The sequence below is a fragment of the Bradyrhizobium sp. TM233 genome (assembly GCF_036247965.1).
Taxonomy (GTDB): Bacteria; Pseudomonadota; Alphaproteobacteria; order Rhizobiales; family Xanthobacteraceae; genus Bradyrhizobium; species Bradyrhizobium ottawaense.
This window is the reverse complement of the sequence record NZ_BTIG01000003.1, coordinates 481,205-493,088: the sequence shown is the minus strand read 5'-3', so window position 1 is coordinate 493,088 and position 11,884 is coordinate 481,205. Positions and strand designations below refer to the sequence as shown.

Here is an 11,884-nt window from a genome sequence, read left to right as displayed (position 1 = left end):
ACTGGACAAAAGCCCGCTTTGCAGACCGCGCGGCCGATTCGTATCCGGTTCAAGAGGAAGACTCGCCAATGTCCAACATCGTTCTCTCGGCGTCCGTTCGCCAGAACCTGTTGTCGCTGCAGTCGACGGCCGACTTGCTGGCCACGACGCAGGAGCGGCTGTCGACCGGCAAGAAGGTCAATACCGCGCTCGACAATCCCACCAACTTCTTCACGGCGCAGGGGCTCGACAACCGGGCGAGCGACATCAGCAACCTGCTCGATGGCATCAACAACGGTGTCCAGGTGCTGCAGGCCGCCAACACCGGCATCACCTCGCTGCAAAAGCTGATCGACAGCGCGAAATCGATCGCCAACCAGGCGCTGCAGACCACGGTCGGCTACTCCACCAAGTCCAATGTCTCCACCACCATTCCCGGTGCGACGCCCGCCGACCTGCGCGGCACGACCTCCTATGCGAGCGCGACCGCCAAGAGCAACGTGCTCTATACCGGTGCTGCCGGTGGCACGACCCCGGTCACCGGGACTGCCGCGCTCGGCGCCTCGCTGGGTTCAAGCGCGGGTACGGTGGTCGGGTTCGCTGCGACGGCGGCCGACGGCACCACCGCACTCTCCGGCACCGCCACACTGGTCGGCACCACCGCATCCACCACATTCGGGAGTGCGCCTGCGGATGGCGACACCATCACGGTGAACGGCAAGACCATCACCTTCCGCACCGGCATCGCTCCGAGCACGCAACCGACCGGCTGGGGCCTCGACGCCAGCGGGCATATCGCCACCGACGGCAACGGCAATTCGATCGTCTATGAGGGAACGGCGGCTGCGCCCGGTGCGACCATCAACGACGTCCTCAGTGCGATCGACCTCGCCAGCGGCGTCAAGACCGCCACGATCAGCGCGAGCGCGGCGACCATCTCCATCAGCGGTTCGGCCGGTCCTGTCGGTACGCTTCAGGTGGCATCGTCCATCACGGCGGGCGCTGTTACGTTGAAGAGCTCGACCGGCGCTGATCTGAGCGTGACGGGCAAGGCCGACTTCCTCAACAAGCTCGGTCTGACCGCGGCGACCGGCGCAGGCAATGCGAGCGTGACCGCGAACCGATCGACGACCGCCGGCTCGCTCGGCTCCCTCGTTCAGGACGGCTCGACGCTCAATATCGACGGTCACACCATCACGTTCAAGAACGCGCAGACGCCGCAATCGGCGGCGAGCGTGGCCACCGGCTATGGCGTCAGCGGCAACATCGTCACCGACGGCAACGGCAACTCGACCGTCTACATCCAGAGCGCGACGCTGACCGACCTGCTCAACGCGGTCGACCTCGCCACGGGCGTCAAGACCGCGAGCATCTTCAACGGCGCGGCGGGGCTGTCGACCACTGCGGGCCAGATCCCGTCGTCGGTCAACAGCAGCGGTCAGCTTGCGCTCTCCACCGGCATCAACGCCGATCTCTCGATCACCGGCACGGGCAACGCGCTCAGCGCGTTCGGCCTCAGCGGCAACACGGGAACGGCAACCGCCTTCACGGCGGCGCGAACCTCCGGTGTCGGCGGTGTCAGCGGCAAGACCCTGACCTTCTCCTCCTTCAACGGCGGTACGCCGGTGAACGTCACCTTCGGTGACGGCACCAACGGCACCGTCAAGACGCTCGACCAGCTCAATGTCCAGCTCCAGGCCAACCACCTGACGGCGACGATCGACGCCAACGGCGTGCTGACGGTCACCACCGTCAACGAATATGCGTCCTCGACCCTTGGCTCGACTGCCGCGGGCGGCGCGGTCGGTGGTACGCTCACCGGCGTGCTCGCCTTCACCACCGCGCAGCCGCCGGTTCAGGATCCCGTCGCGCAGACGGCGCGTTCGAGCCTGGTCAGCCAGTTCAACAACATCCTGGCGCAGATCGACACAACGTCGCAGGACTCGTCCTTCAACGGCATCAACCTGCTCAACGGCGACACGCTGAAGCTGGTTTTCAACGAGACCGGCAGCTCCACGCTCGGCATCAACGGCGTCGTGTTCAACGCCGCCGGCCTCGGCCTCAGCAATCTCGTTCCCGGCACGGACTTCATCGACAACGGCGCAACCAACAAGGTGCTGGCCAGCCTGAACGCCGCCTCGAGCAGGCTGCGCTCGGAAGGATCCTCGCTCGGTTCGAACCTCTCGATCGTGCAGGTGCGTCAGGACTTCTCCAAGAACCTGATCAACGTGCTGCAGACCGGCTCGTCCAACCTGACGCTCGCCGACACCAACGAGGAAGCGGCCAACAGCCAGGCGCTGTCGACCCGCCAGTCGATCGCAGTGTCCGCGCTGTCGCTGGCCAACCAGTCGCAGCAGAGCGTGCTGCAGCTGCTCCGCTAATTTCGCAGCACAAGATCGCCACACGATATATCGCGGCGGGGCTAACGCTCCGCCGTTCTTTTGAGGGAGATCGCTAAGACAAGATTAGCTGAGATCGACACGCATCACGCGATGCGAGTTTACATCGTGCGTGCGTGGATCTAGCGTTGCGACGAAGAGCTCCGCGACCCGTAATTATCCGGAGTGCTTCCAAGCACACATGTAAGCAAATCTTAAGCGGTGCTGCCTAGGGTTGGGAAAGAAATCCTTAAGCGCTTACAACGCGCTAGGTAACCTCCAGGGTGTGATTGATGTCGAATTCCGCTGCCTCGGCTTATGCGCGTGTTGCAACGACCACCGCATCTCCTCGCGACATCGAGGCGCAGACTCTGCTCAAGGCCGCGAACAAGCTCCAGGATGCGGTGAACAACGCCGATCCGCTCAGCGAGCAGACCATGCAGGCCCTGATGTTCAATCGCAAGCTCTGGACCATCTTCCTGAGCGAGGCGATGCGCGACAACAATCCGCAGCCGATCGACGTCCGGCAGAAGATCGCCAACATCAGCGTGTTCGTGCTGAGCCAGACCGCCGCGCTGCAGATGAGCCCGCAGTTCGATCACTTCCGTCCGCTGATCGAGATCAACCGCAATATCGCTGCAGGCCTGTCCGGGCGGCCGTGACGGCGACCCGTGATGGCCGCATCACGAGAATCCCAGACTGATTGTCCTTCGGAAACACGAATTTCGCGCTGACCGGTGCCGGTCAGACGCAGAGCGTCGTCGCCGATCTCCTGATCGTCAGGCGCTGACGTCCGTGCTGAGCGGACGCGAGGGCTCGGACTTCATATCCAATGCATGGAAATAGGCTCGCCGGCGCAGCATCGCTTCGTCAGGGAACTGGTTGACCACCGCTTCGGTCTTGTCGTTGACGACCTGGAAGACCATGGACGCCGACGCCTGGTCGAACACGACCTGGCGCGAGACGTTCTCGTGGTTCGGCAGATCGTTGCGCACAGGCGCGCTCGTATCCGCCGCGGCGACCGTCTGGCTCACCGGAAGATCAGTCTGCACAGCCTCGTTCGCCGCCGCGCTGGACGTCGCTACGATCTGCATGGGGGCCGGGATCCCCACCGGCCTGATGCTGAAATCTGTACTCATGGCAGCCTCCTGGTTGCCTCACGTGAGTCAAATCCCAACCCCTCTAATAACGCAACCATGGAACACCAGGACTGAAGACCCGGTAAGGAAACGTGACTAACCGCGCGACGATTTCGCCGCGCGGTTTTTCGTAAAATTGTCGCTTGTTCTTGTGTGCGCTCAGAGCGAGCGGCTGACCGCGAGCGGCGTGATGTGACGCGGGCCCGGAGCTGCGCGACGACCTGCGGCCGTATAGGTGTTCGGCACGTTGCGCTTCTGGATCTCGGCGTTGACGCCGCGCACGACGCTTTCGGAGACCGCGTGCGCGGTCGCGAGCACGGTGAGATTGACCTGGAGCATCGCGCGGAACGCATCGTGGTGGCGGTGCAGCGTCGAGAGCAGCTCCGGCGCGGATTTCGCGAGCTGTGTCTGGTTGGCCTTCAATTGGCTGACGGCGCCGACATAGTTTCGCGACAGCTCCTGCTTCTTGCTCTCGAGCGTCATCGCCTCGCGGACCTTGCCGGCGCGAACGAGCTCGGTCTCGCGCTCGATCAGTCCGAGCAGGGCGCTCATCGCGTCCATCAGATCTTCGGCGAGCTTGCGCGCCTCGGCGCTGCCGGGCGCGGCGTTCGGGCGCTGATGCATCGGCTGACGTGAGGCGTTGAAATGGTTCATTTCGTTTGACCTTATGCCGTGCGGATCGTTTTCGCCTGCTGCATGATGAGGGTGCGGTAGACTTCGGTAGCGACGCCGACGCCGCCGGCCTTGGCGAAGTTCTTGGAATATTGCTCGGTCAGCATCGAGCGCCACACGCCGGTGCCGGGCGTGTCGCCGAACGGGCCTTCGCCCTTCAGGCCCGAGGTCATCTGCGAGAACATGCTGTTGAGGAACATCGCCTCGAAGTCGGTGGCGGTCTTCTGCGCCCTGGCCTGCTGCTTCGGCGAGACCTTTTGCAGCGCGGCGGCGAGCTCGAAATCGGGCCGGCCGTTGCGGCTCTCGACCGAGAAGGCCGAGGAGGTGGCGGCGCGCGGGGTGTTGATCGAGCCGGTCTGCATCACATCACCTCGATGTCGGCTTCGATCGCACCGGCGGCCTTGATCGCCTGAAGGATGCTGATCATGTCGCGCGGGCCGATGCCGAGGCCGTTGAGGCCGTCAACGAGCTGCTGGAGCGAGACACCGTCCTTGACGACGGCCAGCTTCTTGCCGTCCTCGGTGACCGTGACGCTGCTGCGCGGCGCGACCACTGTGCGGCCGCGCGACAGCGGATTGGGCTGGCTCACCTGCGGGCTCTCGGAGATGGTGACGGTGAGGTTGCCCTGCGCGACCGCGACGGTGGCGACACGGACGTCGCGCCCCATCACGATGATGCCGCTGCGTTCGTCGATGATGATCTTGGCGGCGAGATCCGGGTCGACCTGGAGCTGCTCGATCTCGGTGAGAAAGGCGACGACGTTGCCCTTGAACTCGGGCGGGACCGACAGCTGCACCGTGGAGGGGTCGATCGGCTCGGCGGTCTTGACGCCGAGATAGTCGTTGATCGCGGCCGCGATCCGTTTGGCGGTGGTGAAGTCGGCGTTGCGCAGCGCCAGGCGCACGTTCGGCAGCCGATTGAGCGCGAACTCGATCTCGCGCTCGATGATGGCGCCGTTGGCGATGCGTCCGACGGTCGGCACGCCGCGCACGATCTTGGCCGCCTCGCCCTCGGCCTGGAATCCGGAGATCGCGAGCGAGCCTTGCGCCACCGCGTAGACATTGCCGTCGGCACCTAGCAGGGGGGTGACGAGCAGGGTGCCGCCCTGGAGGTTCTTGGCATCGCCGAGCGCTGAGACGGTGACGTCCATGCGCGTGCCCTGGGTGGCGAAGGCCGGCAGATTGCCGGTGACCATCACGGCGGCGACGTTGCCGGTGCGGATGGTGGCGCCGCGGATGTTGACGCCCATGCGCTCGAGCATCGCCTGCAGCGATTGCTTGGTGAAGGGGATGTTGTTGAGCGTGTCGCCGGTGCCGTTGAGGCCGACGACGAGGCCATAGCCGATCAGCTGGTTCTGCCGCACGCCTTCGATATTGGCGAGGTCCTTGATGCGCGAGGTCGCAGCCGCCGGCGCGACCGACAGCGCCAGCGCAGACAGCGCCGCGCAGGCCACCCCAACAATCCTCACCCAACGAACGCTTGGCATCCTCTGCTCCCCAAGGATCCTCAAAAGGCTCCTCAAATCGGAAGGACCTGCACGACACTCCCATGACGAGCTGGTCTGACGCTTTCCTTGCGAGGGCTGTGCCAACCCCGGGCGGCAGGCATAGGCCGCTGAATAGGTTGAATAAATCTGTTTCGACCGGTGTCAGCGGGCGTTGTCCCTGAGGAGCGAAACTGCCGCCTGTCGGCAGATTTTGCCGGGCCGTTTACGCGCCGTTAACCATAAGACGGCGAAGGTGACCGTATCGATCACCCGGATTCCTTCCGATGCGCATCTACGGACCGAACGGCACGACGCTTGGAACGCCGGCCAACCAGGCCAGGCGGACCGGCTCCGGCACCTTCGTGTTGCCCGACACCTCGTCGGCGCAGGAGACCCGGAGCGCTGCCGCACCGAAGGCCGCCGCCAACATCGATGGGCTGCTGGCGCTGCAGGGCGTCGAGGAGGACCCGGTCGAACGCCGCAAGCGCTCGGTCGTCCGCGGCAGGACGGCGCTCGACGTGCTCGACGATCTCAAGATGGGCCTGTTGTCCGGCAATCTCGACGGCTCGACCGTGATGCGCCTGCGCGATGCTGCGGCGAACCTGAAATCATCCTCCGGCGACCCTGGTCTCGATGCGGTGCTCTCCGAGATCGAGCTGCGCGTCGAGGTCGAGCTCGCCAAGGCCGGACGGGCCTAGCAGGCTGTCGTCGCCCGGCTTGACCGGGCGACCCAGTATTCCAGAGACAGTCGTTTTCGAATCGAGAAGCCGCAGCGTACTGGATGCCCCGGTCGAGCCGGGGCATGACAGCGGAATTGAGAATGAGCGTGCGGCACTACCAAGAAAGCGCCCCTTACGCCGCTTCCTCCTTCTGCTGCCCGTCGTAGCGGCGCTGGGCGGCGAGAACGTCTTTCAGATTCTGCTCGGCCCAATCGCGCAGCGGATCGACCGCGCCGGCGAGCGTCAGCCCGAGCTGCGTGATCGAATACTCCACCGTGACGGGAACGGTCGCGATGGCGTGGCGCCTGATCAGGCCGTCGCGTTCAAGCGATTTGAGGACCTGGCTCAGCATCTTCTGCGAAATGCCTTCGATCGTGCGGCGCAAATGATTGAAGCGCATCGGCTCTTCGCGCAGCAGCAGCAGGATCAGCACCGCCCATTTGTCGCCGATGCGATCGAGGATCTGGCGGGTGGGGCAGTTCGCTGCATAGACGTCGGGTTTCATCGTCGGTCCTCGGAATCCGTTTTCGTCGCTCGCGGTGCGCGTGGCGGTTACCCTTGCGTAATCAGGTAAGCACAAAGTGCTCTCTTAACACCAGCATTCTTTACGATATCTAGTCACTGGTAGTTACCACATAAGCAAAGGAGCCTTCCATGAAAATCGCAGTTGCCGGTGCCTCGGGTCGGGCCGGATCGGAGATCACCAAGGAGCTGTCCCGCCGCGGCCATACGGTCACGGCCATCGCCCGGAACCCCGAGAAGATCGCGGCCCTGCCCAACGTCACGCCGGCTAAGGGCGACGTGCTGGATCAGGCGGGTCTTGCCAAGCTGTGGGCCGGGCACGACGTCGCCGTGAGTTCCGTGCACTTCCTCGCCAGCGACGCGCAGAAGCTGATCGGCGCGGCGAAGGACGCCAAGGTTGGTCGTTATCTCGTCGTCGGCGGTGCCGGCAGCCTCGAGGTCGCACCGGGCGTGAAACTGGTCACGACTCCCAATTTTCCGGCCCAATACAAGGCGGAAGCGGAGGCAGGCTCGGTCTTCCTCGACCTGCTGCGGCAGGAAAAGGATCTGAACTGGACCTTCATCTCGCCGTCGGCGCTGTTCGTCGAGGGGGAGCGCACGGGCAAGTTCCGGCTTGGCACCGATCAGCTTCTCGCAGATGCGAACGGGAAGAGCTGGATCACGTTCGCTGACTACGCTATTGCGCTCGCCGACGAGATCGAACGGCCGGCCCATGTGAGGCAGCGTTTCACGGTCGGCTACTAGGCCTTGGGCCGCCCCCGGGCCCTCCAGGATAAACCTTCCTGTGCAAGGGCTTGGGGGCGCTAACCGGTTGCTCAGGGAAACATTGTCTGTCACAGGTGGCCGCTATATAAGGCCCCGCTCAACGGACCCCGTTCCGTTTGCGAGTCGTTGATTAGACAGATAGGCCGCCCTTGGAAAAGTTGAAAAACTACCGACCGACCGAAAAAGAGCCTTTCATGAACGACCGGCAGAAGGAGTACTTCCGTTTGAAGCTCCTCGCCTGGAAGGATGAGATCCTCAAAGAGTCCAAGCTCACCCTGCAAGCCCTGCAGGAGGAGAACGTCAACCACCCCGATCTCGCCGATCGGGCATCGTCCGAAACCGACCGTGCCATCGAACTCCGCGCCCGCGACCGCCAGCGCAAGTTGATCGCCAAGATCGACGCCGCGCTCCAGCGGATCGAGGACAACACCTACGGCTATTGCGAGGACACCGGCGAGCCGATCTCGTTGAAGCGGCTCGAGGCCCGGCCCATCGCGACGCTCTCGGTGGAAGCGCAGGAGCGCCACGAGAAACGCGAGAAGGTCTATCGCGACGAATAGAGCCCGAGCCGCCGCGTGCGGCTCTTTTGTTTTGGGACGCAAGGCGCCGTTTCGCGCCGCGATCAGCATTTTGCCGCCCGAGAGCTGCGCGCTTCAACGCGCGACCGTGATCGCGAAAAGTGAATCGCAATCAACGGGCTAGAATCGATTCCTCCGAGCTCACGTGAGGTCGGATGAGAAACAGCCTTCACTTCAGGTGCGGGAGATTTTGCGAGTCGCATCAACGAGATCGACTCGGGTCTTGAGACGCTGATCCAGCTGCATCAAGCATCGCTGCAATGATGCTTCTTGCGCTGTCTGCAAGCGCTATGGGGCGCGTGCCTCCATAGAGCCTCCTCCCGCTCAATATTTCCTTAAGCGCGGGCAAGACGCCGTAATCACCCGGCCGGGCGCGCTTGTCAGGCCGGAGCGGGGATGCTGAAGTACCGCCTTCACTTGCGTAGCGTGGGAGGCGGCGCCTATGGACAAGATTCTCGAAGCCGCAAAGGCGATCGCGCTGGCGCGCCGCAACCATGCGCCGCTCGCGGCGCTGGAACGTCCCCCCATCGATGAGGCCGAGGGCTACCAGGTCCAGCGCGCGCTGCACGATCTGCTGCTGCCGCATGTCGGGCCGCTGGTCGGCTACAAGATCGGCTGCACCAGCCAGGTGATGCAGGACTATATTGGCATCCCGCATCCCTGCGGCGGCGGCGTGTTCCAGAAGGGCGTGCATGACAGCGGCGCCAAGCTCCCCGCTTCCAAATATGTCCACGTCGGCGTCGAATGCGAGATCGCGGTGCGGCTGAAGCGCGACTTGGCCGCCGGCGAGGCGCCGTTCACGGCCGAATGGGTCGGCGAGGCGGTCGAGGCCTATCATCCCGCGATCGAGATCGTCGACGACCGCTACGTGAAGTGGGAGACGATGGGCGCGCCGACGCTGATCGCCGACGATTTCTTCGCCGCCGGCTGCGTGCTGGCCCCGGCGGTTCCGCGCTCGTCGGTGCCGGACCTGAAGGCGGTCAAGGGGCGCGCCATCCTCAACGGCGAGGAGGTCAGCCACGGCACCGGCGCCGACGTGCTCGGTCATCCCCACAACGCGCTCGCCTGGCTCGCCAACCATCTCGCCGCCGAAGGCAAGGGTCTTCACGCGGGGCAGCTCGTGCTCACCGGCAGCCTGGTCAAGACGCTGTGGCTGAAGGCCGGCGACAAGGTGCGGATGGAACTGGACGGGCTGGGGGCGGTGGAGGTGGAGTTTACCTGAGGGGGCGTTGCGATCTCCGTGCCCCGGACGCAGCGCAGCGCCTCTTCGGCGGTGCGCTGCAGAGCCGGGGCCCATGCGGCGGCCTGCTGCGTGGCTCCTGGGTCCCGGCTCTGCGCCGCAGCGCTTGCGCGTTGCGGCTTGTCCGGGACACGAGAGAAAGCGTGTGGCATGAACAATTTCGCTCTGTCGCTGCACTCGCAGACACACCTCCGCGTCCTCGCGGCAGCTTCGCCCGAGTCTTGCAATCGTCTCGCCCTCCTGAAGATCAAGAAGGCGCAGGGAAGGCCGGGCGCCGGCTGGCACCCGCAATCCCGTGTGCGAAGGATACGCGCACGGGTGGATCACAGGTGACGCCGGGACATCCCGGCCTTCCCTGCGCGATGGTTTTCACGGTGTCCTTCGTGCTCTCCCCGGGGAGCGATGCACTATTGCCCCCGTCGCCTTGCGGATGATCGATGCGCGCGCCGGTCGGCGGCACATCACCACATGACTTGACGCACAGACCCCGGGCGTCAGGACCACACGACTTCTCCGTCCGCGCACATCTTCGCCGGCCCCTCGATGGCTGGCGTGCGCTCGCCATCGAGACCAAGCGTAAGACGCTGTCAGCGCCGTGTCGTATCGCGCCTGTCGCTGCTCACGGGTTTCCCCGCCCTGCAGCCAACCTCGCGCGCCGACGCCGTCGCGGCCACCGCATTCCATCCCGCGTTTCGTGACGATCGCGATCCGCCCTCTTGTGGAATGGAACGAAACGGGAACATAATGAGGTGGCCGGAGTGTGTCAACAACAATTTCTAAAATCCGAAAATTCTGAAATAGAAAATTGGTAACGAATATGGTACCAAGGATCAAGGTCGCGGAATACAGCAACGGTGGTCGCAGCCCGTTTCGGAACTGGCATGACGGGCTCGACGCGCAGGCAGCCGCGGCAGTCTCCGTTGCAATTGGACGGCTCGCCGATGGAAACACCTCGAACGTGAAGTCGATCGGCGAGGGCGCTGCCGAACTGAAGATCAATCGTGGCCCCGGTTATCGGGTCTACTTCGGATGGGACGGCAGCGTGCTGGTGATCCTGCTGGGTGGCGGTACCAAGCAGAGGCAGCAGACCGATATCAGTGTCGCGCTTCGCCGGTGGCGCGATTACAAGGTGCGCAAGCGGGAATGAGGAATAGGCGGATGCCATTGACCCATAGTTTTCAAGAGACCATTCGCGCGCGGGCCGAGCGCGATCCCGCCTTTCGCGAGGCGCTGTTTCAGGAGGCGATGCAGGGCTTGTTGCAGGGGGATGTCGACTATGGCCGCACCGCGCTGCGGACCTACATCAATGCCACCATCGGTTTCGAGCGGCTCAGCGAGGTGCTCGACCGTCCGCAAAAGAGCCTGATGCGGATGTTTGGGCCGCGCGGCAATCCTACGGCCGAGAACCTGATGGCGGTGATCCACGCGCTCCAGAAGGAGACCGGCGTGCATCTGGAAATACGCGCCGTCGCCGATGCGGCGTGAGGCGTAAGGCGGTCTCTCCGCCGTCAGACGCGCAGCTGCTTCCATCCCCAGAATACATGCGGCCCTCGCCAGGGGAGCTAGCGAGGGCCGCGTCGTACATCGTCGTTCGCGCCTTAAGTTCGCGAACACGATGTGGGAGCTCGGGAGATTCTTAGAAGGGCAGCAGCACGTCCATGACCTGTTGGCCGTAGCGCGGCTGCTGCACGTCCGTGATCTGGCCGCGGCCGCCATAGGCGATGCGGGCCTGTGCGATCTTGGTGGAGTCGATGGTGTTGTCGCTCTGGATGTCCTCGGGGCGGACGATGCCGGCGACCACGAGCTCGCGGATCTCGTAGTTGACGCGGATCTCCTGCTTGCCCTCGACCACGAGGTTGCCGTTCGGCAGCACCTGGGTGACGACCGCGGCGACGTTGGTCTGCAAGGCTTCCGTGCGGTTGACCGAACCCTTGCCGTCGCTGGAGGCGGTGGAGTCGGCGGTGAGGATGCGGCCGGGCAGGATCTTGTTCGCCTGCGTGATGGTCTTCGAGCCGATGAAGTCGGTAACCCCCGAGTCTTCCTTGTTGGTGCGGCTGCGCTGGGTCTCGTTGGCGATGTTGGCCTTGTCCGTGATGTTCACGGTCACGGTCAGGAGGTCGCCGACCTGGCGGGCGCGCTGGTCCTTGAAGAAGGCACGGCTGCCGTTGCGCCACAGCGAGTTCGGATTGTAGGAGGCGACTTCCGGCTTCGGCATCGGCATCTGCACCGGCTTGTAGCCTGGCTGCGTCGTCGGATTGTCGATCGCCGACAGCTTCGGTTGCTCGCCGATCTGCGACAGGCGGTCGATCGAGGAGCAGCCGCCCAGCGCGCTGGCTGCCAGCAGCAGGGCAGAGATCGCGATGCGACGAAGGCGGAAAGCCGAACTGAACGGGGACATGACGAACT

Annotated in this window: 14 protein-coding genes; 8 read left to right on the top strand and 6 right to left on the bottom strand. The window is 64.3% G+C overall.

Going from position 1 to position 11,884, the window contains the following annotated elements; genetic code table 11:
• The first annotated feature begins 68 nt into the window (after positions 1 to 68).
• A complete protein-coding gene (locus tag AABA86_RS09525) occupies positions 69 to 2,360 on the top strand; it encodes a DUF1522 domain-containing protein (RefSeq protein WP_212252960.1) in 2,292 nt (763 codons plus the stop codon).
• Positions 2,361 to 2,650: 290 nt separating this feature from the next.
• A complete protein-coding gene (gene flaF / locus AABA86_RS09520) occupies positions 2,651 to 3,019 on the top strand; it encodes a flagellar biosynthesis regulator FlaF (protein WP_008554779.1) in 369 nt (122 codons plus the stop codon).
• Positions 3,020 to 3,136: 117 nt separating this feature from the next.
• Here the strand turns inward: flaF and AABA86_RS09515 are convergent, their stop codons facing one another.
• The 4 genes from AABA86_RS09515 to AABA86_RS09500 form a co-directional block, all read right to left on the bottom strand.
• Positions 3,137 to 3,496: a hypothetical protein gene (locus AABA86_RS09515; RefSeq protein WP_212252958.1), complete on the bottom strand. Its 360-nt coding sequence runs from the start codon at positions 3,494 to 3,496 to the stop codon at positions 3,137 to 3,139.
• 159 nt (positions 3,497 to 3,655) lie between these two features.
• Positions 3,656 to 4,150 (bottom strand): hypothetical protein, encoded by a 495-nt coding sequence (locus AABA86_RS09510; RefSeq protein WP_338306540.1) that lies wholly within the window; start codon positions 4,148 to 4,150, stop codon positions 3,656 to 3,658.
• 11 nt (positions 4,151 to 4,161) lie between these two features.
• Entirely contained in the window at positions 4,162 to 4,530 is a 369-nt protein-coding gene (gene flgJ / locus AABA86_RS09505; protein ID WP_212252955.1) for a flagellar assembly peptidoglycan hydrolase FlgJ, read from the bottom strand.
• Positions 4,530 to 5,654, bottom strand: coding sequence for a flagellar basal body P-ring protein FlgI (locus AABA86_RS09500; RefSeq protein WP_338306539.1), 1,125 nt, complete (start codon positions 5,652 to 5,654; stop codon positions 4,530 to 4,532). The genes flgJ and AABA86_RS09500 overlap by 1 nt, the downstream gene beginning before the upstream one ends.
• A 284-nt stretch (positions 5,655 to 5,938) precedes the next feature.
• Between AABA86_RS09500 and AABA86_RS09495 the strand changes: the two genes are divergently transcribed.
• Positions 5,939 to 6,352, top strand: coding sequence for a flagellar assembly protein FliX (locus AABA86_RS09495; RefSeq protein ID WP_212252951.1), 414 nt, complete (start codon positions 5,939 to 5,941; stop codon positions 6,350 to 6,352).
• A gap of 154 nt (positions 6,353 to 6,506) precedes the next feature.
• Here AABA86_RS09495 and AABA86_RS09490 read toward each other — a convergent pair whose 3' ends face one another.
• On the bottom strand, positions 6,507 to 6,878 hold the full coding sequence (locus AABA86_RS09490) for a winged helix-turn-helix transcriptional regulator (protein ID WP_212252949.1): 372 nt from the start codon (positions 6,876 to 6,878) through the stop codon (positions 6,507 to 6,509).
• A 149-nt stretch (positions 6,879 to 7,027) separates the two neighbouring features.
• Between AABA86_RS09490 and AABA86_RS09485 the strand changes: the two genes are divergently transcribed.
• From AABA86_RS09485 to AABA86_RS09465, 5 genes are all read left to right on the top strand, one after another.
• Positions 7,028 to 7,639 carry an NAD(P)-dependent oxidoreductase gene (locus AABA86_RS09485; RefSeq protein ID WP_338306538.1) on the top strand — a complete coding sequence of 204 codons (612 nt, stop codon included), beginning with the start codon at positions 7,028 to 7,030 and terminating at the stop codon, positions 7,637 to 7,639.
• Positions 7,640 to 7,854: 215 nt separating this feature from the next.
• The gene (gene dksA, locus AABA86_RS09480; RefSeq protein ID WP_008554760.1) at positions 7,855 to 8,220 is read left to right on the top strand and encodes an RNA polymerase-binding protein DksA; all 366 of its coding nucleotides are present in this window, start codon (positions 7,855 to 7,857) and stop codon (positions 8,218 to 8,220) included.
• A 460-nt stretch (positions 8,221 to 8,680) separates the two neighbouring features.
• Positions 8,681 to 9,460 carry a 2-keto-4-pentenoate hydratase gene (locus tag AABA86_RS09475; protein WP_212252945.1) on the top strand — a complete coding sequence of 260 codons (780 nt, stop codon included), beginning with the start codon at positions 8,681 to 8,683 and terminating at the stop codon, positions 9,458 to 9,460.
• Between the two features lie 835 nt (positions 9,461 to 10,295).
• The gene (locus AABA86_RS09470) at positions 10,296 to 10,625 is read left to right on the top strand and encodes a type II toxin-antitoxin system RelE/ParE family toxin (RefSeq protein WP_445083412.1); all 330 of its coding nucleotides are present in this window, start codon (positions 10,296 to 10,298) and stop codon (positions 10,623 to 10,625) included.
• 11 nt (positions 10,626 to 10,636) lie between these two features.
• Positions 10,637 to 10,963: a helix-turn-helix domain-containing transcriptional regulator gene (locus AABA86_RS09465; protein ID WP_212252943.1), complete on the top strand. Its 327-nt coding sequence runs from the start codon at positions 10,637 to 10,639 to the stop codon at positions 10,961 to 10,963.
• Positions 10,964 to 11,114: 151 nt separating this feature from the next.
• Here AABA86_RS09465 and flgH read toward each other — a convergent pair whose 3' ends face one another.
• The gene (gene flgH, locus AABA86_RS09460) at positions 11,115 to 11,876 is read right to left on the bottom strand and encodes a flagellar basal body L-ring protein FlgH (protein WP_212252941.1); all 762 of its coding nucleotides are present in this window, start codon (positions 11,874 to 11,876) and stop codon (positions 11,115 to 11,117) included.
• Positions 11,877 to 11,884: the final 8 nt, after the last annotated feature.